The sequence below is a fragment of the Salibacter halophilus genome, assembly GCF_008806325.1.
GTDB lineage: Bacteria > Bacteroidota > Bacteroidia > Flavobacteriales_G > Salibacteraceae > Salibacter > Salibacter halophilus.
On record NZ_WACR01000008.1, the window covers coordinates 29,203 to 52,031 of the forward strand.

19 protein-coding genes are annotated in these 22,829 nt (G+C 39.5%); 12 read left to right on the forward strand and 7 right to left on the reverse strand.

The annotated features are described in order from the left end of the window. Positions 1–15: 15 nt before the first annotated feature. Genes F3059_RS09890 through F3059_RS09925 form a run of 8 tightly spaced genes read left to right on the forward strand, consistent with a single transcriptional unit; the run spans position 16 to position 10,886 of the window. Positions 16–3,309 carry a TAT-variant-translocated molybdopterin oxidoreductase gene (locus F3059_RS09890; RefSeq protein ID WP_151168755.1) on the forward strand — a complete coding sequence of 1,098 codons (3,294 nt, stop codon included), beginning with the start codon at positions 16–18 and terminating at the stop codon, positions 3,307–3,309. A 38-nt stretch (positions 3,310–3,347) separates the two neighbouring features. Further along, complete coding sequence (nrfD, locus tag F3059_RS09895; protein WP_151168757.1) at positions 3,348–4,754, forward strand: NrfD/PsrC family molybdoenzyme membrane anchor subunit; 1,407 nt, start codon at positions 3,348–3,350, stop codon at positions 4,752–4,754. Between the two features lie 13 nt (positions 4,755–4,767). Next, positions 4,768–5,316 (forward strand): DUF3341 domain-containing protein, encoded by a 549-nt coding sequence (locus F3059_RS09900; RefSeq protein WP_151168759.1) that lies wholly within the window; start codon positions 4,768–4,770, stop codon positions 5,314–5,316. A gap of 3 nt (positions 5,317–5,319) precedes the next feature. Next, on the forward strand, positions 5,320–5,958 hold the full coding sequence (locus F3059_RS09905) for a c-type cytochrome (protein ID WP_151168761.1): 639 nt from the start codon (positions 5,320–5,322) through the stop codon (positions 5,956–5,958). Positions 5,959–5,986: 28 nt separating this feature from the next. Next, complete coding sequence (locus tag F3059_RS09910) at positions 5,987–7,180, forward strand: quinol:cytochrome C oxidoreductase (RefSeq protein ID WP_223274594.1); 1,194 nt, start codon at positions 5,987–5,989, stop codon at positions 7,178–7,180. A gap of 17 nt (positions 7,181–7,197) precedes the next feature. Next, a complete protein-coding gene (locus tag F3059_RS09915) occupies positions 7,198–8,406 on the forward strand; it encodes a cytochrome c oxidase subunit II (RefSeq protein ID WP_151168763.1) in 1,209 nt (402 codons plus the stop codon). 19 nt (positions 8,407–8,425) lie between these two features. Next, complete coding sequence (locus tag F3059_RS09920; RefSeq protein ID WP_151168765.1) at positions 8,426–10,201, forward strand: cytochrome c oxidase subunit I; 1,776 nt, start codon at positions 8,426–8,428, stop codon at positions 10,199–10,201. Then, positions 10,188–10,886 carry a hypothetical protein gene (locus F3059_RS09925; protein WP_170265147.1) on the forward strand — a complete coding sequence of 233 codons (699 nt, stop codon included), beginning with the start codon at positions 10,188–10,190 and terminating at the stop codon, positions 10,884–10,886. Before F3059_RS09920 ends, F3059_RS09925 begins: the two co-directional genes overlap by 14 nt. On the opposite strand, the gene F3059_RS09930 is transcribed toward F3059_RS09925, so the two are convergent. Continuing rightward, the gene (locus tag F3059_RS09930; RefSeq protein WP_151168769.1) at positions 10,844–11,176 is read right to left on the reverse strand and encodes a hypothetical protein; all 333 of its coding nucleotides are present in this window, start codon (positions 11,174–11,176) and stop codon (positions 10,844–10,846) included. The genes F3059_RS09925 and F3059_RS09930 overlap by 43 nt on opposite strands. Positions 11,177–11,237: 61 nt before the next feature. Here F3059_RS09930 and ruvB point away from each other — a divergent pair, with 61 nt between their 5' ends. After that, the gene (gene ruvB / locus F3059_RS09935; protein ID WP_151168771.1) at positions 11,238–12,260 is read left to right on the forward strand and encodes a Holliday junction branch migration DNA helicase RuvB; all 1,023 of its coding nucleotides are present in this window, start codon (positions 11,238–11,240) and stop codon (positions 12,258–12,260) included. Continuing rightward, on the forward strand, positions 12,257–13,222 hold the full coding sequence (gene queG / locus F3059_RS09940) for a tRNA epoxyqueuosine(34) reductase QueG (RefSeq protein WP_223274595.1): 966 nt from the start codon (positions 12,257–12,259) through the stop codon (positions 13,220–13,222). The genes ruvB and queG overlap by 4 nt, the downstream gene beginning before the upstream one ends. On the opposite strand, the gene F3059_RS09945 is transcribed toward queG, so the two are convergent. From F3059_RS09945 to F3059_RS09965, 5 genes are all read right to left on the reverse strand, one after another. Further along, entirely contained in the window at positions 13,171–13,827 is a 657-nt protein-coding gene (locus F3059_RS09945; RefSeq protein ID WP_151168775.1) for a porin family protein, read from the reverse strand. The two genes, queG and F3059_RS09945, sit on opposite strands and share 52 nt — an antisense overlap. Continuing rightward, a complete protein-coding gene (locus F3059_RS09950) occupies positions 13,824–14,738 on the reverse strand; it encodes an Omp28-related outer membrane protein (protein ID WP_151168778.1) in 915 nt (304 codons plus the stop codon). The genes F3059_RS09945 and F3059_RS09950 overlap by 4 nt, the downstream gene beginning before the upstream one ends. Before the next feature lie 3 nt (positions 14,739–14,741). After that, positions 14,742–16,421 (reverse strand): DUF6029 family protein, encoded by a 1,680-nt coding sequence (locus F3059_RS09955; protein WP_151168780.1) that lies wholly within the window; start codon positions 16,419–16,421, stop codon positions 14,742–14,744. A 26-nt stretch (positions 16,422–16,447) separates the two neighbouring features. Further along, entirely contained in the window at positions 16,448–16,966 is a 519-nt protein-coding gene (locus F3059_RS09960) for a TlpA family protein disulfide reductase (protein WP_151168782.1), read from the reverse strand. Between the two features lie 78 nt (positions 16,967–17,044). Next, positions 17,045–18,964 carry a T9SS-dependent choice-of-anchor J family protein gene (locus F3059_RS09965; RefSeq protein WP_151168784.1) on the reverse strand — a complete coding sequence of 640 codons (1,920 nt, stop codon included), beginning with the start codon at positions 18,962–18,964 and terminating at the stop codon, positions 17,045–17,047. Positions 18,965–19,077: 113 nt separating this feature from the next. On the opposite strand from F3059_RS09965, the gene F3059_RS09970 reads away from it, so the two are divergent. Beyond that, positions 19,078–19,779, forward strand: coding sequence for a T9SS type A sorting domain-containing protein (locus F3059_RS09970; protein WP_151168786.1), 702 nt, complete (start codon positions 19,078–19,080; stop codon positions 19,777–19,779). 145 nt (positions 19,780–19,924) lie between these two features. On the opposite strand, the gene F3059_RS09975 is transcribed toward F3059_RS09970, so the two are convergent. After that, a complete protein-coding gene (locus tag F3059_RS09975) occupies positions 19,925–22,018 on the reverse strand; it encodes a T9SS type A sorting domain-containing protein (RefSeq protein WP_151168788.1) in 2,094 nt (697 codons plus the stop codon). Positions 22,019–22,231: 213 nt separating this feature from the next. On the opposite strand from F3059_RS09975, the gene F3059_RS09980 reads away from it, so the two are divergent. Beyond that, the gene (locus F3059_RS09980; protein ID WP_170265148.1) at positions 22,232–22,819 is read left to right on the forward strand and encodes a T9SS type A sorting domain-containing protein; all 588 of its coding nucleotides are present in this window, start codon (positions 22,232–22,234) and stop codon (positions 22,817–22,819) included. The last annotated feature ends 10 nt before the right edge of the window (positions 22,820–22,829 follow it).

A 22,829-nucleotide genomic window follows, 5' to 3' on the forward strand; every position in this document is an offset into this window, starting at 1 on the left:
TTAGTTTTACGCAATATGAGCAATTCAAGAACATACTGGAACAGTCTCGAGCAATACAACAACGATCCTGAGTTTGTTGAAAATGCACAGCGCGAATTCGCTGAAGATTTACCGGTAGATGAATTCTTAGCTAAAGAGGAGGCGAGCCAATCCTCTACATCGAGAAGAGACTTTTTGAAATTTGTTGGCTTCAGCGTTGCAGCTGCTACAGTTGCTGCTTGTGAAGCACCCGTTACAAAGTCGATTCCTTATGTGGTGAAACCTGAGGAGATTGTTCCCGGGGTGGCTAATTATTACGCTTCAACATTTTTTGACGGTGTCGATTTCGCCAATGTTTTAGTAAAAACACGTGAAGGTCGCCCAATTCATATTGAAGGAAATAAACTCTCACCAATCAGTAAAGGTGGTCTCCACGCTAGAGTGAACTCATCTGTACTTTCACTTTACGACTCTGGCAGACTTCAGGGGCCAACAGTTAAAGGTGAGAGCGCTAACTGGGAAAAGGTTGATTCTACGATAGCTTCGAAATTGGATACGGTCAGAGCCAACGGAGGCACTGTGCGTTTCCTCACATCATCTTACATTTCGCCATCTGGAAAGAAAGCCATTGGTAAATTGAAAGATAGCCTCGGTGAAAATGCCGATTTCAAATCAGTAACTTACGATGCGTATTCTTATGCCGGAATGCGTTACGCCAATGAAGAAAGCTTTGGGAAAGCAATGATTCCTCAATATCACTTTGATAAAGCAAAAGTGATCGTAAGCTTTGGTGCTGATTTCCTCACTAACTGGCTGTCACCAATTGAATTCGCTAAACAATATTCTGACAGACGTAATCCATCTAAAGATTGGATGAGTCGTCATTTTCAATTTGAATCTAACTTCTCAGTAACTGGTACAAATGCTGATGTAAGAGGAGCTGTAAAATCTTCTCAACTAGGCTTGTCTGTTTTGGCTCTTTACAACGAGCTTGCAAAAAAAGCCGGAGCAGCTACAGTTTCAATGAAGAAGATTGATGACGATAATAATGTATCAGACAAAATTAAAACGGCCGCAAATGAATTGTGGTCTAATAAAGGTAGTGCTTTAGTTGTATCAGGATCTAACGATAAAGATACACAGGTTGTGATCAACGCGATCAACGACTTGTTAGGTTCTTACGGTAAAACGATTGATCCTAAAACTGAAGTTTACCTCAAACAAAGTGATGATAAAGCTTTTGTTGAGCTTGTTAATGAAATGAAGAGCGGGTCAGTTGATTTACTCTTCGTTAACGGAGTGAACCCTGTTTATTCTGCACCTTCATCACTCGGCTTTGATAAAGCATTATCCAAGGTTGGTTTGACAGTTTCATTTGCAGACAGACTTGAAGAAACAGCTTCAAACTGTACTGTTAATGCTACTCCTCATCACTACCTTGAATCATGGAACGATTTCAATCCTAAAACTGGATTGTACAGTATTTCTCAGCCAACAATTCGCCCATTATTCAATACCCGCCAAATGGAAGACAGTATGTTGGTTTGGGCTGGAGAAAAAGACACTTATTACGATTTCATTCGCAAGAATTGGGAAAAAGATTTGCTACCTAAGCAATCAAAATACTCTTACTTCGATTCGTTCTGGAACTCAGCTGTACACGATGGCTTGATCGAAGTAGCTAAGTCTGCTGGTTCTGACAGTGAAGAAAGTGGAAAAGCTTCAATGACATTTGGTGCTGATGTAGCCAAAAGCGCATCAGTTGTTTCAAATGCAGCTAAATCTTCAAATTGGGATGTAGAGCTTTACATGGAAACATCAATGGGAGTTGGTAATCACGCGAACAACCCATGGTTGCAAGAGCTTCCACACCCGGTTAGTAAAGTTACCTGGGATAACTACATTGCTATGAATCCTGAAGACATGAAGGATGAAAACGGTAATGAAGTTTACCCGATTAAGATTGCTGAAAAGTATCCTGCTAAAACAGCTAAAATCACGGTAAACGGTAAAGCTGTTGAGTTACCAGTAATTGCTCTTCCCGGACAACGTAGAGGGGCTGTTTCTATAGCGCTTGGATACGGAAGAACGAAAGCCGGTAAAGTTATCCTTCAGGGTGATCAAAAGGCAGGAGATCAAAAAACGATTGGTGCTAATGTATTCCCATTTGTGGAAGTAGTTAACGGAACAATGCAATATGTAGCTTCCGGAGCGTCAATTGAGCCAACCGGAACTGAGTATCCAATCGGATCAACTCAAATTCACGATACCATGATGGGTAGAAAAATCGTGAATGAAACTTCTTTGAAAACTTTCAACAAACACGGAAAGAGTGTTTGGAACCCTGATATTGAGATAGCAAACGCATATGGCAAAAAGACGCCTGTGCAAAAGCTCGATATGTGGAACGACCACGATCTTAAAATTGGTCACCACTGGGGAATGACGATTGACTTAAATGCATGTATCGGTTGCGGTGCTTGTGTGATCGGTTGTCACTCTGAAAATAATGTGCCAGTAGTTGGTAAGGATGAAGTTCGCAGAACAAGAACAATGTCCTGGTTGAGAATTGACCGCTACTTCAGTTCAAACATGACGAAACCAAAGGCTAAAGAAGAAGGCATTGGTAAAATCGACATGTATCACAAGATGGAAGTTCCATCTGATTACCCTGAAGCAGTTTACCAGCCGGTAATGTGCCAGCACTGTAATCACGCTCCTTGTGAAACTGTTTGTCCGGTTGCTGCGACAACACACAGTAATGAAGGTCTTAACCAGATGACTTACAACCGTTGTATCGGTACGCGTTACTGCGCGAATAACTGCCCTTACAAAGTTCGTAGATTCAACTGGTTCAACTACAAAGCTGATTACAAGTTTACAGGTGTTAATCCATCTCAGGATGATCTCGGTAAAATGGTACTCAACCCTGATGTTACGGTCAGATCCAGAGGTGTTATGGAGAAATGTTCTTTCTGTGTTCAACGCATTCAGGAAGGCAAACTCAACGCTAAGAAAGAAGGTCGCCCTGTTAAGGATGGAGAGGTTACGACTGCTTGTGCTACGGCATGTCCAACAAACGCAATTCAGTTTGGTGACCTTAACGATGATAATTCACAGGTAAACGAGATATCGAATTCAGATCGCTCTTACAATCTCCTTCAGGAAATAGGTACTAAGCCTAATGTGTTCTACATGACGAAAGTTCGTAACGTAGACGAAGAAAGAGTTAGTGAAGCGGTTAAAAGTCACGGTGGATCATCACACGGCCATGAAGGTGAAGAATCGCATGGTCACGGTGAAGAAGAACACAGCGGACACGAAGCATAATTTTGAATAAGTACATACATCATTAAATAGTGATATAGATGGTTAAAGAAGCAGAAGTACGGGAGCCGTTAATTTTAGGTAAGGATGTAACTTACCACAAGATTACGGAAGAAGTATGCGCTCCTGTAGAAGGGCGAGCAAATAAGTTGTGGTGGTTTATTTTCACCATGTCTTTACTCCTTGGTTTATGGGGCCTCGGTAGTATTACCTATACTATCGGCCGCGGTATTGGAGTATGGGGCTTGAACACCACCGTTGGTTGGGCCTGGGATATTACCAACTTCGTTTGGTGGGTTGGTATTGGTCACGCAGGTACACTTATCTCAGCAGTGTTATTGTTATTCCGCCAGAAATGGAGAATGGCGATTAACCGTGCAGCTGAGGCGATGACAATTTTTGCCGTAATGATGGCTGCTCTTTTCCCTGGTATTCACATGGGACGTATTTGGATGTCATACTGGGTTCTTCCTATTCCAAACCAATTTGGTTCGCTATGGGTGAACTTTAACTCTCCACTTTTGTGGGATGTTTTTGCCATCTCTACTTACTTCTCTGTATCACTTGTATTCTGGTATATTGGACTTATTCCTGACTTCGCAACTATTCGCGATAGAGCTACGGGACCAATTGCTAAGAAGATCTATTCAATCCTGAGTTTTGGTTGGACTGGTAACGCAAAAGCGTGGATACGTTTTGAGGAAGTTTCACTGGTTTTAGCCGGTCTTGCAACTCCACTTGTATTCTCAGTACACTCTATTGTATCGATGGACTTTGCTACGTCTGTTATCCCGGGATGGCACACGACAATTTTCCCTCCATACTTCGTTGCAGGTGCGATCTTCTCAGGTTTTGCCATGGTGCAAACACTCCTGTTGATCGCCAGAAAAGTATTGAATTTTGAGCGTTACATTACAATTCAGCACATTGAGTTGATGAACGTAGTAATTGTTGTTACAGGATCGATGGTTGGTACAGCTTACTTATCAGAGTTGTTCATCTCATGGTATTCTGGTGTTGAATATGAATCTTACGCATTCCTCAATCGTGCTACTGGTCCTTATGCATGGTCTTATTGGATGATGATGACTTGTAATGTGATTACACCTCAATTCTTCTGGTTTAGGAAATTGAGAAGGAGCCTTACAGTTTCGTTTATACTATCGATTTTTGTAAATATCGGTATGTGGTTTGAGCGTTTTGTGATCATTGTAACATCACTACACCGTGACTACATTCCATCAAACTGGTCCTGGTTCCACCCAACTTGGGTTGATATTGGGGTATTCATTGGTACAATAGGTTTGTTCTTTACTTTATTCTTGCTCTTTACAAGGTTCTTCCCTGTACTGGCATTGAACGAATTGAAGAGTATTTTGAAAGGTTCTGGTGAATCTTACCGAGATGGTAACAAGCCGGAAAAAGAAAACGAAGAGTTAGCAGCTTAATTTGGATCTGACCATGACAAAAGAAAAATACTTATACGGTTTATACAACGATGATGAACTCCTGGTAGATGGCATAAAACATGTGCAATCTAAAGGGATTAAGGTAAATGATGCTTATTCGCCATTTCCTGTTCACGGTCTTGAAGATGTTCTTGGAATAAAATGGACGAGACTTGCGATTGCTGCGTTCTTGTTCGGACTTACCGGACTTACGCTCGCTATGCTCGCCATCAATTATTTCATGATTATTGACTGGCCGATGAATATTGGAGGTAAGCCGAGCTTCAATTTCTATGAGAACCTTCCGGCTTTCGTTCCGATTATGTTTGAATTTACTGTATTGTGTGCAGCTCACGGAATGGCAATTACTTATTTCTTTAGAAATATGACTTTCCCTGGAATGCCTGCACGTAATCCTCATCCGAGAACGACTGATGATCACTTTGCTGTGGAGATTTCTCCTGAAGGAAATGGAATGTCTGTTGAGGATTTGAAAAATGCTCTCAAGGAGACTGAGGTTGTTGAAATTTTTGAAAAAGAACGCATAACGAAATTTGTTTAAACTATGAAGCGAGTTCTACTCATTTGTTCAGTAGTTGCGGCTTTTGCTGGATGTTCAGATCCTCAAAGTCCCGGGGTAGAGTATATGCCTGACATGTATCGCTCTCCATCGATTGAAGCGTACGAAGAAGAAAAACTCTTTGCTGATCACTCTGGTGCGAGAATGCCTGCTGAAGGGTCTATTCCCAGAGGATTTATGCCATATCAGTATGAGAACACTACTGAAGGGTATGAAATGGCCGGGAAAGAATTGAAGAATCCACTTCCTTACAGTGAAGAACTAGTAAGTGAAGGGAAAGAAATATACGGTAAGTTTTGTGTTCATTGTCACGGCAAAAAAGGTAAAGGAGACGGTGCTGTTGCATCTAATCCTAAGTGGCCTGGACCTCCACCAGCATACGATGGTGCCAGACTTAAGGATTTACCTGCAGGAAAGATTTTCCATTCCATTACTTACGGTAAAGGTTTGATGGGGCCACACGCTGGTCAAATCAACCAGGAAGATCGCTGGAAGCTTGTTTACTATGTTCAAACTTTACAGGGTAAAGATTTGAAAGCTATGCAAGCTGAAGCTGGTTCTGACCAGAAAGAAATGGAAGAAGAAAATAAAGAAGATAATAATACAGAGAATCAAGATGCTTAAGAGCGTCTTATAAGTAAAAAAGTCAGTGATGGATCAATTCACATTTACAGATAAGTCTAAAAAGCTTTTCATTGGATTAATCGCTGTTGGAGTAATTGCTACTCTTTACGGTATTTTCAGTGGTCAGGGTGCCAGAACCTGGACTAGTGCTATGATTAGTGGCTGGTTCTTTTTTGGTATTGCTTTAGCAGCAGTATTTTTCATCGGAGTTAATAATGCAGCACAAGCTGCATGGGGCGTTGTTTTGAAGCGTGTTTTTGAAGGTGTTTCAATGTTTATGCCTTATGGTACTCTATTACTGCTTATTGTTTTCCTTGGTGCTACTTTCCATTGGAATCATATCTATCACTGGATGGATAAGAGTTTATACGATCCATCATCATCACATTACGATGCTATTATTGCAGGTAAAGAGCCTTATTTGAATTTACCTTTTTGGTGGATTAGAGCTATTCTGTTGTTAGGAGTTTGGAACTTGTTTACATTCCTTTTTAGAAAGCGCTCGCTTGTTGAAGATCAGGAAGGAAAGACTTCTAAGTGGTTTAAGAAGAACCTGACTCTTGCGGCTATATTCCTCGTATTCTTTGGTTATACAATCCATATTGGATCATGGGATTGGATTATGTCAGTTGATACTCACTGGTTCTCAACACTATTTGGATGGTATATATTCTCTGGTATTTGGGTATCCGGTATTGTGATGGTTTTATTGATCACGATTTTCCTCAAGAAAAATGGTTACCTCAAAGAGGTTAATGATAGCCACATTCACGATATGGGTAAATGGGTATTTGCTATCTCATTCCTTTGGACGTATTTGTGGTTTAGCCAGTTCATGTTAATATGGTATTCTGATATCCCTGAAGAGGTTACTTATTTCCTCGTTAGACTTGAAGATTATGGTCTTACATTCTGGGGAATGGTACTTATAAACTTTATTTTCCCAATGATCTTATTAATGTCAAAAGACATGAAACGAAATGCGGGTGTACTTACGTTTGTAGGGGTAATTATTTTATTTGGTCATTGGATGGATTCTTACTTCTTATTTACGCCAGGTGTTATGAAAGATCAAGGTGTTATTGGTCTTGTTGAAATAGGAATGATGCTGGGTTACTTAGGGTTGTTCTTGTTTGTTGTATTCAATCAATTGACTAAGGCACCGCTCGTTGTGAAGAAGCATGCATTGTTAGAAGAGAGTTTACATCACCATATCAATTAATAGAAAGCTAGAGAGAAATGAATTTTTTGATCATACTATTATCAGTTCTCGGTTTAATTGCTCTTATACAACTTGTAAGAGTATTTGAAATTACTGGAAAATTAAGAGGTAACAACCAGGATGATATCGATTTCCAGGAGAATAAACTCAGAGCCAAGCTCTGGCTACTGTTCGGTATCGCTTACTTTGGTTTTTTCATTTGGTTAGCCTGGGAGTATGGCGATGATCTATTGCCTGTAGCCGCTTCAGAACACGGAGCAGTTATTGACAATGTTCTCAATTTTAACTGGGTGATCCTTATCATCGCATTTGTTCTTACCCATGTTTTATTGTTCTACTTTGCGAGCAAGTACTACTGGAAGCCTAATCATAAGGCAGACTTCATTACACACAGTACTAAATTAGAGCTGATATGGACAACATTTCCAGCAATTGTTTTAGCTGTAATTGTAATTTATGGCTTATCAGCATGGAATGATATTACTGATGATGCACCCGAGGATTCAATCAATATTGAACTTTACTCAAAGCAATTTGCATGGGTTGCTCGCTACGCTGGAGAAGACAATAAATTAGGAGAAGCGAATTACAACTTTATCGGTGGTTCTAACCAATTAGGTTTGATCACTCCCGAAACTATTCAGGAAAGAAAGTCTAGCCTCGAAGATGAAGTTATAAATATCGAAGCTAATTTAGCTAATGCTCCTGAAGGTGGTGCTAAAGAAGAAGAGCTACAGGAAAATCTCGATAAGAAGAAAAGACAATTGGCTAAGATCAAAACTTACGAAAGACAAAATGAAGTTGATCCTTTCGTAAATGCTGATGATGATAAAATTGTAAATATGGAATTTCATATTCCGGTTGATCAGCCTGTTAACTTTCAGTTCCGTTCTCAGGATGTAATACACAGTGCTTACATGCCACATTTCAGAGCACAGATGAACTGTGTTCCAGGAGCTAAAACACGTTTTCACTTTACTCCAACTATCACAACGGAGGAAATGCGTGAAAAAACAGGAAATGATGAATTCAATTATTTACTGTATTGCAATAAAATTTGTGGAGCGGCTCACTACAACATGCAAATGACCATTGTAGTTGAGTCACAGGAAGATTACGAAAAATGGCTTTCTGAACAATCTACTTTTACTAGTGTTGAGACTGCTCAAAGTAGGGAAGAAGAAAAGGAAGTAAGTGAAGAAGAAGTATTAGCAGAAAAAAATTAGAATTTAAAGATCTATTGTCATGAGTACTCAAGCGCACGCTGCAGAACATCACAAAGAATCATTCGTGTCTAAATATATCTTTAGCCACGATCATAAAATGATTGCCAAACAATTCCTTATTACAGGAATGGTAATGGCAACTATCGGAATGGCAATGTCTCTTTTGTTTAGGCTACAATTAGCCTGGCCTGGAGAGAGTTTCAGTGTCCTCAATTTTTTCCTCGGAGATAAGTGGGCCCCTGATGGTGTCCTTGACCCAAACATGTATTTAGCTCTGGGAACTATTCACGGAACTATCATGGTGTTCTTCCTCTTGACTGCAGGATTGAGTGGGACATTTGCTAACTTGCTTATTCCACTTCAAATTGGTGCTAGAGACATGGCATCAGGATTCATGAACATGCTTTCTTATTGGGGGTTCTTTATTTCTTCAGTAATTATGGTTATTTCATTGTTCGTTGAGTCTGGACCAGCGAGTGCCGGTTGGACAGTTTATCCACCACTGAGTGCGCTACCTCAGGCAATGCCAGGATCAGGTCTTGGAATGACACTTTGGTTAGTTTCAATGGTGTTCTTCATTGCCAGTCAGCTGATCGGAGGTCTTAACTACATTGTTACTGTAATCAACCTCAGAACAAAAGGAATGAAAATGACGAGACTTCCACTTACAATTTGGGCTATTCTCGTAACAGCAATCCTCGGATTGTTATCGTTCCCGGTTCTTTTCTCAGCAGCACTTTTACTACTTTTTGACCGCTCATTTGGAACAGCATTTTATCTTTCAGATATCTACATTGCAGGTGAAGCACTTACACAAACAGGAGGTTCGCCAATTTTATACCAGCACTTATTCTGGTTCTTAGGTCACCCTGAAGTGTATATCATTCTACTTCCAGCTCTTGGATTGACATCTGAAGTTATTTCAACAAATGCACGTAAGCCGATCTTCGGTTACAGAGCGATGGTAGGTTCTATTCTCGCGATCGGTTTCCTTTCTTTCATAGTGTGGGGACACCACATGTTTGTTACAGGAATGGATCCATTCATCGGTGCGGTATTTACATTTACAACACTTCTTATTGCGATTCCATCAGCTGTAAAAGCGTTTAACTACATCACTACATTGTGGAAAGGTAATATTCGCTTTACTCCGGCTATGATGTTTTCAATCGGTATGGTATCAACATTTATCTCGGGTGGATTGACAGGTATTATCCTTGCCGATTCAGCACTTGATATCAACTTACACGATACATACTTTGTAGTAGCTCACTTCCACATTGTAATGGGATTATCAGCAGTACTTGCAATGTTTGCAGGTGTTTATCACTGGTTCCCTAAGATGTACGGAAGAATGATGAACATGAAGCTTGGTTATGCGCACTTCTGGTTGACATTTATCTCTGGTTACGGAGTGTTCTTTCCGATGCACTTTTTCGGGCTAGCAGGTGTGCCAAGACGTTATTACACAAACTCTGAGTTCCCTATGTTTGATGTATTCATCGATCTTAACATCCTTGTTACCGTATTTGCAATTATCGGTGGCTTTGCTCAGTTGTTGTTCTTCTTCAACTTCTTCTATTCAATGGTTCGTGGTCCTAAGGCTAGTCAGAACCCATGGAAGTCGAACACACTTGAGTGGACTACACCAGTTGAGCACATTCACGGAAACTGGCCAGGTAAACTTCCTGAAGTTCACCGTTGGGCTTATGATTACAGTAAACCAGGAAAAGAAGACGACTTTGTTCCACAAACAGTACCGCTTGAAGAAGGCGAAAAAGATGGCGAACATTAAGAGTCTATCGACATACAAAATCCTTAAAATGCCCTTTATTGCGAAGGGCATTTTTTTTGCATTTTTTTCTTTTCTATCAATAGCCAGCTATTCTCAAGCCGATTTCTTTTCCAGTATAAGTGATGCTATTCGGTCAGATCCCAAGCTCGATTTCAAGATTGACTCTCGAAACTCGTTTGTTGGTTCGCGCTATGCACGTATCCTGGGTGTAAAAATTGGTGCAAATTATGATGATGTGTTCAAAGTTGGTATCGGTTACAATATGTTACTTTCTGAGGTGAGAACTAACAGAATGATAACCAATAGTGCCGGACAAAGAGAGCTTGTATCAGCCCGTTTTAGAATGCGATACGTTTCCCCGTACGCTGAATACAATTTTTATAATGAAAGCCCATTTCAGCTCAGTATTTTGGTTCTGACCGGTATAGGGTCTTCAAATTTCACTTATCAGGACTTGTATGGAGTTGAGCATGTTACACCAAAAAAGATCAACTTCATTTATGAGCCTTACATGTTGGGAGAGTTTAAGCCATTTAAATATGTTGGTTTTGGAGCAGGTGTAGGCTATCGATTAATTGCTTCGGGAAATAAATACACTCAAAGAAAAGTCAATTCACCAATTTATGTGTTCAACCTCAAAATTTACTTTGATGAGATTTGGGATGATGTTACAATTGAAAAATAATCGTTGAACACTTTTACAGGGAAGATGTATCGTTTGTCGTAATAAACTGTAACCCGGTTTGATTTAATTTTATACGGATATGATTTTCCCACTTCAAAGCACTTGTATTTCTTCGTGCAATAAGCTTTAGGCCTGGCAGGGAGAAAAGGCACTGCTACAAACATTACAAATGGTGTTACCAGTATGCTCAACAAAAAAATTGTCCATACCGATAGCGATTTGGAGTTATTGATGAAAATTGCAACAACTCCACACAGGAACAAATAAACAAACGGGACTACTAAGAACATGTCTGCAAATTTGATTGATGTGGTAAAAACGTAAAACGTTTAATGTGTACTTTTGTTAATCATGAACGAGTATTTGAATGCTGAGGGCGATAATTTAAGCCAAACGGATAAAGAAGTAGAGAAGGTGTTGAGGCCTAAATCATTCAGTGATTTTACAGGTCAGGGAAAAGTAGTAGAAAACCTTCAGGTATTTGTGAAAGCCGCTCTGCAGAGAGAGGAATCGCTCGATCACGTTTTGCTTCACGGTCCTCCTGGACTAGGGAAAACGACTCTCGCTAATATTATCGCGCAGGAGCTCGGTGTTGGGATAAAAATCACATCAGGCCCGGTACTGGATAAACCAGGAGACTTAGCAGGGTTATTGACAAATCTTGAAGAGAACGATGTACTTTTCATCGATGAAATACATCGTTTGAGTCCGGTTATTGAAGAGTTTTTGTACTCTGCAATGGAAGACTTCCAAATCGACATCATGATAGATACGGGCCCAAATGCAAGATCGGTCCAAATTGAAGTCAATCCATTCACTTTGATTGGGGCCACAACACGATCTGGCTTACTCACATCTCCATTGAGAGCTCGATTTGGGATTAACTCAAGGCTCAGCTATTACAATGCAGATTTGCTCGCTTCAATCGTAAAGAGATCATCTTCAATTCTGAATATCGATATCGACAATAAAGCTTCTATGGAAATTGCCAGGCGCTCGCGCGGTACTCCAAGGATTGCCAATGCACTGCTGCGCAGGGTTAGGGATTTCGCTCAAATTAAAGGGGATGGTCACATAGATTTGGAAATTACTAAGTACTCCCTGGAATCTTTAAACGTAGATAAATACGGGCTCGATGAAATGGATAATCGTATTTTATCGACTATTATCGATAAGTTTAAGGGAGGTCCTGTTGGAATAAGTACCGTAGCCACGGCTGTTGGTGAAAATGCCGGAACCATCGAAGAAGTTTACGAACCGTTTTTAATTCAGGAAGGATTCATAGCCCGTACACCACGCGGACGCGAAGCAACTGCTTTGGCATTTGAACATCTAGGTCGCACCAAACAAAACGATCAGGGAAGCTTGTTTTGATGGATAAGAAGCAGGCCACAGCTATGATCAAGAGTAAAGCCCATGAGCTGGGTTTTATGTTTTGTGGTGTGTCGCGCGCGCAAAAGTTGGAAACTGAAGCTCGCAGACTTGAGGATTGGCTCAATAAAAACCGAAATGGTGAAATGCAGTGGATGGAGAACCACTTTGAAAAGCGCATTGATCCAACAAAGTTGGTTCCCGGTTCAAAGAGCGTGGTTTCAGTCGCAATGAATTATTTTAATGGTCAGAACCGGCAGCCGGCCGATTCACCAAAAATCTCAAAATACGCTTACGGGCGAGATTATCACAAGGTTCTGAAAAAAAGACTGAAACAGCTGTTTCAATTTATCAATGAAGAAATTGGAGAAGTTGAAGGGCGTTTTTTTGTGGACTCTGCTCCCGTGATGGACAAAGCCTGGGCCAAAAGGAGCGGACTTGGATGGCAGGGAAAAAACACGAACCTTATTTCACCAAAAGTTGGATCTTTTTTCTTCCTGGGTGAGTTGATCATCGATTTAGATCTCGAATACGATGGTGAAATTAAGGACTTTTGCGGCACTTGTACGCGCTGTTTGGATGCTTGTCCAACTGGAGCGCTAAATCCTGAGAGACCTTACGAAATTGAAGCGAATCGCTGTATTTCTTATTACACAATTGAGCTGAAAGGCAGTTTGCCAGATGGACTCAACGATCAGTTTGAAAATTGGATGTTTGGCTGTGATATTTGTCAGGACGTTTGTCCGTGGAACAGAAAGAGTATTCCTCATGATGAACCTGATTTCAATCCAAAAAGTGATTTACTCGAAATGACAGCAGCGGATTGGCAAAACCTTACGAAAGATGTGTTTGATGAAATATTTGCCGGATCTCCTGTTAAGCGTACCGGGTTTGATGGACTCAAGCGAAATATTCAATACGTTGCAGAATCTACAGGAGCGCGATCAGATTTTAAGAATTCATAGTTGATCGTAAACTGAGCTACAGTATTGTAAGACCCTCCAAAAAAACCGCCAAATCTGGGTCTGAAAATGACTTCATTGGCTATTGGAAGAAAGGAGCGTGAATAGCGTACGTTAACAGCAAAGCGATCAGATAGTGAATAAGTAAGGCCCAGATTGACAGCCAATTCAAAGTCTTTAAATTCTAAGAATGCCATCTGTTCTGATATTGGCCCATTTTCATCTTCCTGTGAACTCGACAAAAGTGTTCCAAAAGAAACTCCTGTTTCCCAATCAAATTTCCCTAGTTTGTAGGTAGCCATCAACGGCAGCTCGATATATGAGAGGTTAATCCTGTAGCTTTCAAATTTCCCGTTTTCCGGATCTGCCGGATCCCAACTTCCTTTTTGGATGTAGAGCATTTCGAGCTTTCCGCCAAATTTATCAGAGAATTGAGTTGAAACATAGGGGCCAGCTATAACTCCGGCCTTATTAAATCCCTTATATCCGTCACCCGCAATTTGGGTGCCAGCTACACCGGCTCTAATGCCAGCGTTAAACCGGGTGCTCTGGCTCTGACCGATAAATGACAAGCTAATAAAAAATGCTATGAAAAGAACTCTAATCACTCATTTGTCATTTTAAAGTGCTCAGCGTGAATTATTTCGTTTGTGTTGACTTCAGTTAGATAAACAACAACCTCCATGTTATTGGCGGTCCATTCTTCTAGTACATTAGTGCGAAGCTCGTCTTCTGGTGCTTCAACTGTGAACTGAGCTCCAGCCTGTGGGTCAGTGAAAATTGTACGACCAGATCCATTTCCTGGAAAACCGAGCCTTAAAATATGGTTGTGCTCGTAGTTAGGAACTTTAGATGGCGTTTTACGATTATCGATTTGAGGGCCAATAATCCCGTTTTCGAGTAAAAATGCGTGAAGTCTAACCTCTCCGCTAATTGACTGTAAAACTTCTATAGTGGGAATAAGACGAAGGATTCTACTCTCAGTATTGTAAATGCTTTGAACTTTCATTTCAAACCTTGGCTCAATGAATGATTGATCCTGAACCATTTGGTCGATTGTGTTTTCCCATTGCGGAATTCCGGTTATTGGGTCATCATCATTGAAGTAATCAGCACGATTGATTAATCCGCTAGGGAAAAAACTCATTTGAAACTTATTGCGTAAAAACTCACCGGTTTCAGTTCTGAGGTCTAGTGTGAATTCATCATCGGGTTCACTGAAGTTTCCTGAATTGTGAATTGCCACAGCGATAACTAAATTAGGGTATTCAGATTTGAGAGTGTCAGCTATGTCTGTTGCTTTGGGGCAATTAGGACATTTCATTCCAGTGAAGTCCTCAATAATAATACGTCTTGAGTTTTGGATAGTGGTATCGGAGTAAACTGTATCATTGAATCTGATGTCACCCGTTTCAGAGATGAAAGCATCGAGATGCTGATAAGGGTCATCTACTTTGTCGCAACTGTTAAGTGCAACAGTCAGAACCAAAATTAAGGGTAAATAAAGTTTCTTCATCATAACTTAGAATGTTGTTGTTACACTTAATGTAGCTCCGTTTGATGCGGGTACTGTTCGGCAAACACCACCTACACAAAAAATTCCTTCTCGTTGTCTTCCGTAACCCAATGTAATGCGTGTTGGTCCTTGAATATATCCTACATTTACGTTAGGATAATGAAGTCGTTTCTCTTTATCGCTATTTCCGTAGTTGTATTGATCCATAACTGAAACGAACCAATGTGGAGATCGAGTATACTCGATTACAACTGTTGCCCAGTCACCTTTATCCTGCTCAGTAAAGAGACCTTGCAATTCTGTTCTAATCGCATTTTTTGTGTTGATTTTATAGAGACCTTCTATAACTCCAACATTAGCAATTACATTTGGTACTCCAGGCTTTCCTTCAATTATTTCCTGATTGTAAACCAAATGTTGATAGGTCACTTTCGTTTTCCACTTTTTGTTCAACTTACGTGATACTTCAATATTAAAGTCTCCGTAATATTGATCAAGGTCGCCATTTTCATCAGTTCCCGGTTTAAAGAGGTTGTAGCGGTGCCCTGTTCTTTGTCCTTGCAAATCTGGATCTACATCCTCAACAGGGGTTCTTTCCACAGCTGTGGCAATTGAGTAGTTCACATTGATAGACGTACCATGTTTACCTCCGTACCAGGTTCCGCGTTTGAGGCGACCAACGATATCTGCCTGGAATGCCATTTCACCATTTGGCTGTGTGGCATAAGGGTAGAGAGTTGCCATAAGGTTGTAAGTGTGTTGTTTGGTCAGAGCCGGTATGTAGTTGATGAACAAATCCTGAAACTGAGAGGAGTTGTTGCGATCTGACCGAAAAAACATATTGTCTAATGTGTGTGCACTCAAATTGATTCCCAATCCTTTTCTCGCGTAAGATGCCGAAACAGATAACATTTCTCCGCTTTGGTATATGTATCCGTTATCAGCATTGGGATCATTGAACTTATAAGTGTATTCCCCGCTAAGTGATAGCGTTTTGTGTTGAAGTAGGAATCGGCCACCGTAAGCTAATGTGTTTTCTGGTAATGTGAGATTAATGTTGTTATCTTCCTGGTATTTACTCACAACGCTACCTCCAAGAGTAATGCGAGTTGGTCCGTTCAGGGCTGATCCTAAAAGTTCATTCAAATTTACTTCGGCATCACCAGCTCTAACAATTCCGGGCCCTTTATCGAAATACCAGCGTTGCTTCCCTATGAGAGCAGTCAAATAAACACCATTTGTGTTGTACTTCATTCGGGCTCCATCAAATGCGTTATCTAAACCAAGAGATCTTTCTTCGTAGGCTCTCAGGATTTGACCATTACCAAATTGCTCGTAAAAGTTACCGATAGTTACATCGAGATCACCAACGGTATAGCCGGCATACCGATATGTTAAGCCGCTACCTTCATAGAGCGGACTAAAGCCTAAAAGGACGTTTTGGTATGTTTCATAACGAACGCCTGCCCTAAAATCACCTCGTGTGTAATTGATATTACTAAACCCATTAAAAAGGATTTTTTCAGGAACTCTTGGAGTACCAATATCGGGGTCGTAAGAATAGTACTGTCCTATTCCTTCAAAGTTACCTGTAATTCTGCCTAAGTCTTCCTGCTTATTGAGCTGGGCGTTGGCCAGAACCGGAAACAGAATAACAACCGCGAGCAATTTGAATGGGGCTTTCATAACGGAGTATTTTTGGGATGTTAGACTTAATGATCTAATTCTTTACCGTTAGAAAGAGCCTGGACTAACCTAAAGAGTTCTTCTTCATCTCCAGGTTGGTAAGAGTTATGGTGCCAAACAATTTTACCATCACCATCGATTAAAAATGTGTGAGGAACGTTGTTGACATTCATAGCTCGTTTAAAATCTCCATTTGGGTCGAGTAGTACATCGTACTCCCAACCTTGTCCATAGACATAAGTAGGGACTTTATTGATGTTTCTGGCATCATCAATAGATACTGCAACAAGTTTAACGCCTGTTTCAGCCTGCCAGTCAGGATACATGTCTCTGATTGTATTCAGCTCTCTTTTGCAAGGACTACACCATGTTGCCCAAAAGGATATGATAATTGGATCACCCCCATTCTGAATCACATCAGCTGTGTTGATGTTTTCGAAGTCGAGGTTTTTGATTTTGACAGAAGGCACCTGACGTCCTTTAATTTGAGCAAAGGAAAACGTTACAAAGAGTAGAAATGCTGCGAGAGAAAGTACTTTTTTCATAACCTGGTAGATTTAAATAAAAACTGCCCGAAAAAGATCGGGCAGTTCATTATAAATAAGGCTGTAAATTTAGAAAATTTATTCAATAACTAATGGTTTTACAGTTCTTGCCCCATCATTTGAAGTTATTGATACATAATACATGCCACTATTCAAATCAGCAGTTTGAAGTTGAACAAGGTTGTTACCCTGTTGAACAGAAACACGTGGCATATTCATTACTTGCTTACCTGTAACATCGTAAACAGCAACATTGAATTCATCACTTTCAGAAGCAACGATATTCAACTTGGCGTTACCGTTTGTAGGATTAGGGTAGAGGTTAAATGAATTTGATTTCTCTAATTTATTTTCAACTGAAGATGGACCGTTTGTACTTACTTTTCTTTTATTAGCGTTAACTATTCTACCAGTTGAAGATTCGATGATCATTCCCACAGCAGTAAGCTTTGAAGGATCGTCAATGTTAACTGCAATAGGTTCTTCAAATTCATGAACATTGTAATCATTTGCAGTAATAGGTGAAGAAATGCTTCCTGCTTCTCCATTGTAACCACCCATTAACATACGGCCAACGTGATTATAGGTCATATCAGCTGCTGGTACAGGATCTGGTTTATTTTCGTAACCGCCCATAGCTCCATTAGCTCCACCTGCATAATAATTTACCTGAGCATAGCCACTAGTCGTTCCAGTGACTTCGTCTTCCATGATAACTACTGCATATCGATATTCATCAGATAAATTCGCAGCAAACTGAGAAACTAAAATCACTTTAATATTCGAGTCCGTAGTGATATATGCATCAGCAATATCCATTTCAGCAAGTGCTAACCTATCCATAAATTGGTTGTAAGCAGACTCCATGTTATTTTGACTCACACCTGCTCCAAGAATTGAGCGATTAATGTGCATGCCAGGGAATCCAGTGAAAGCCGATCCATTATCGTATTCTGTTACTACCATTGGGTCATTATTGTGAACTGCAATTCCAATAAAGCCCTGATCAGCATAGTTGTCATACATATAGTTCATAGCTATTTCACCTCTAGGACACCATCCACACCATGTGCCAGTTCCTTCTTCGATAACTACAGTATTGTCAGATTCAAACATGAGTCCAAAAACAGCAGAACCTGTAATCTCATTATTAGTATTGTCTGCATCATTGGCAACTGAAATTGATACATCAATGTTGTATGTTTCTCCTCCTGTTATGCTTAACTGATCTGAATGAGTGAAATCATACTCCTGATATGAAGCAATTGACAATCCTGTAATGTTATCAGTGTATGAGTTTGTTCCGTCTGTCCAGGTAACGTCAACAGAGTTGATTGTAGAGGATCCATTATTTTTGATCGTTCCGGAAATATCAACAACATCACCATCTACACCTCTATCATTAATGTCAACAGACTCCAAAGAAACCTCTACTGGAGCCAATGTTTTTACAGAGATGTCATCAATGTTAAGCCTATACTGATCAGTAACATTATGGTGTCTAAATGCAACATAAATATTTTGACCAGCAAATGATGAAACATCAAGTGATCTAACCAAATATTCATCGTTGGAAGTACCTACAACCTCATTGAATGTTGTTGAAGATGCTGTAAAGTCATTGGTTGAGTTTCCTGTAGCAACATAAACAGTGTAGTTTTCATCAGCCCAGTTTTGATCCTGCCCTTTAACCAACCAGGAAAGAGAGATTGTGCCAGAAGCATTACTCAAATCAATTGCTGGAGTTATTAACCAGTTATCTGGTGTAAGTGGGCCTGTCCCACTTTGCCATGATTCAGAAGTAGCGACATTGCCTTGTCCGTCACCATAATCAGTGGTTAGCCAGTTATTACCGTCACCATCAGCATCGACAGAATTCATATTCGTTGGAATAGTATTATTTGAAGCTGATGAAAAATCTTCAAAATAGTGCGTAGTTTGACTTTGAGCAAATGAAAAGGCTCCAAGAAAAGCACCAAAAAGTAATAATTTCTTCATACGTTTGGGTTTAAATAATTAATAATGTGCTAAGATAAAGTTATTTTAACTAAAACAATGGATTGTTTTAAAAAATGATTTTTGAGAGATTTAATCTATAAAATTCTTTGATCATGAAAAATTTGGTTTTGTTTTTAGTTGCTTTAGTTTTTGTGAATATTTCAGTTGCTCAGTTGACATTTTCTTCGAAGAAGGTATCTCTTCAAATGGAGCCAGGTGAAGATAACAAGGCAACAATTGAGATTTTCAATAATACAAATTACGATATTGATCTTGAATGGGAGTTAGTATCTAATGATTTGAATGAGAACTGGTCAATTCAATTTTGTGAATGTAACACGTGTTATACTAATGACTTTGCCCCTATTGACCAGGTTACTCAGGGTGGAATGTCTTGCCCAACAATGAGCTCAGGAGGGCCTAATGCTGCATGGTATTTGATAGTTGATCCTGGTTCTGAACCGCAAACATATGCAGAATGGAAAATTGTAGTTGAAAATATTACTGATAGACTTTATGATACACTAACATTTGCTGCTGAACCTACAAATAGCATAAATACTGTTTCAAGGACAGGTGAAATTTCTGTTTACCCTAATCCAGCATCAGATATTGTAAACGTCAAACTATTAAATTCAAAATACGAATCGCTTGATTTCACTTTGATGAATGTTGTTGGTAAACAAGTATTGTCTGGCCGCTTAAATACTGGCCAATCTGAAATCCCTACAAGTGATCTAAACAGTGGAATTTATTTTTTGAATATTAAATCTAATGGTTCCGTTATTTTTAATGAAAAACTTATCGTTAATTAAAGTCTGAATATATTACACATACAAAAGCCAGTGATTATGATTGATCATTGGCTTTTTTTGTTGAAGTGAGCTATTGTTAATAGCAAAAAAAGGGTCGCGTTTAGCGACCCTTAGACCAAATTTCAATGGTTTTTGTACTACCTACCTACTTAACAACAAGTTTCTTTGTGATAGATTGACCATCGTTTGTTGTAATAGCTACATAATACATTCCATGATTCAAATTAGCAGTTTGAAGTTGAACGAGGTTTTTTCCTTGTTGAACTGCTACTTGTGGCATATTCATAACTTGTTTACCTGTAACATCATATACTGCAATATTGAACTCATCGCTTTCTGAAGCTGTAATGCTCAATTTAGCATTACCATTTGTAGGGTTAGGGTAAAGGTTGATAGAGTTTGCAGAATAAATTGATGAAATTGAAGTCGTGTCACCAGGATTGTCTGGATTATCTGGATTTTCATTTATTTCAGTTCCAATTGCAGCTTGATGAACTTCGTTCGTTGTTGAGTTTTGAACCCATGCAATAACATAAAGGCTTTCAAAGTCTTCTACACTGTGCTCAGTTAAATGATTGATCCTGTTTCCTGATTGACCATCAGCTGGTAGTCTGTAATCACCTTCAAATACATAGTTTCCAGAAATGTTTTCCTGAGATCCCTGGCTCAATGAAATTGACTGACCATTTTCATCTGGAATCATTTTTTTCATTACCTGGAAAAACTCAGTCTCACCATTTGTCTTTACATTATCTGTAGTTGTATCTTCAACTATAGCGATGTAAAGATTATTATTACCCAGGTTTGTGAATGATTCAACGTCAATGTCGTAATACACTTTCTGAGAGTCGGGAACTAGATCGTATTCTATATCGATAGATACAAAGGATGGAACTGCTCTGGCATCATTGTGAAGCGATATATCAAATGCATTTGCGTTTTCATCCCAACCACCATCGATTTCCATTCTTGGAATTGAGTTAATGCTGTAATAGTTGCGTCTGTTTACTGACTCATCTGTAGCATAAGGGTCTCCTGTTCCAGGGAAGTTTTGTTGATACTTAAGAGCTACAAACTCTCCTTCGTAGTTTGCTAAAGTATTATGGAAGTTTTCATTTCCTGGACGGCATGGACCACAGGTAGAGCTAGTGAACACTTCGTAAAATGGCATTCTTTGAATTACTGTATCAACTACTTCAACTGTCTTAGTGAGAGTATCATTTGAATTGTCACCATCAGTAGATCCATTTGGGTTTGAAACCCATGCTTTAATTGTGTAGGCACCTGTTGAGGATGGGGACCATGTGTTATTGTTGTTAAAAGCGTCACTGTTAAATGTGTTGATAGTGAGGTTGCTAATTGTGTTCGATTCTACAGAACCGCCATTAATAGTATAATTTATATCGAAGTTGTTCAAAGTTGCTGATCCCATGTTTCTAACTTCACCATTAATAGAAAATGGAGCATTAGCTGAAGGAAGATAATCATCGATAGTAAGTGAACTCAAAGCAACATCATTAGCTGGCTGAGTGCCGGGGATAAATGAAACATATCCATTGTCATCCGGAGCAGATCCGTTTTCTGCACTACCGGCATAAGAGTCATATCCAGCAGGCTGAATAGCTGTTGAATTGTCTATTTGAATACCAACGCTAAGAGAAGGCCTTCCCGTACAAGTTGATTGTCCCTGAATACATTGCACTCTTTGGTCTACAACGTAAATCTTGTTTGAAGATTCTTCAAGAACAAAGCTCAAATATACCCATCCGTCTTGAGTGCCTGCAGAATGGGCTGAATTGAACATTATCCAATGTTGACGATTAGGAGCACTTCCAAAAGTTTTAGAAACAATATAGTCATTGTTTTCTATTGATAAACCCCATGCACAAACAGAGCTATCTGGAATAGACGCGTCTGGTAATGAACTGGGAGTAGCTGGAGTTGTAGTTGAAGTGCTAAACGTCAATACTCCTGAAGGGTGAACATTGTAATTTGAAACAGTAGAACCATTAAACGAAAAGTTGAATGGAATTGATTGTTGACCCGTCCAGGTAGTACTAGGCCCAGTTGAAATAGTATTCCAGCCACCAGGCAGTCCTCCCCCAACAGGGAATTCGTTGTCGGTGTTTAATCCACCAGGATTCTCTCCGGCCTGATCAAATGGCACAGCATAATATTGCGCTGTAGCTATGCTTGAGCTAAGAAACAATATTAATGATAATAGCGTAAGTTTTTTCATGATTGTTACTTTTTGATTTGATAATCAATAATTAAGAATTTCAAATATTGTACATTTGTTAGATAAAAGCAACTTTAAATACACATAATGATGATCAAAAAATACATTTCTAAAGCTTTGTTGCTGTTTTTTATTTTTTCGAGTAGTGCATTAACTGCTCAATATCTTGATTTTTCAAGAGACTCAGCATCTGTTTCCTTGTTCAAAAATATAATGGATACCGCTAAAATTAATGTGGTAAATAATTCAGGCCAGGGTGTTTTGGTTAGCTGGAGAACAATCGAAAATAACTTAAATTCTAATTGGGACCTTCAATTCTGTGATTACACTACATGTTACACGAATAATTTTCAGCCATTAATAGAGGATGGAGATACTGCTACACTTCCAGATGGGTATAACGGAAGCTGGTATTTAGGTGTTGATATTGGAGATCTTGATGGCGCGTTTAGTGTATGGAAAATCGAAGTGAATTTCATCGATTTTGGCGTTTATGATACTTTAACATGGACAACTGAAGACTTAACAAGCTCAAAAAGTCTCAGTCTAAATTCCCGAAATGTTTCAATCTACCCAAATCCAGCTAATGATCAGCTCAATCTTGTTTTTGATGATGCTTCTATTAGTGAAGGTATGAATTATGATCTTTACAGTATTGTGGGTAGATCTGTTAAAAATGGTGTTGTCAATAGAACTAAAACTATAATTGAAACATCTAACCTTCAAAGTGGTGTTTACATTCTTCAGGTCAATTCAGAATCTGGGGAAAGCGTGCTTCATGAAAAAATTGTAGTCGAATAAGATTTCAAAA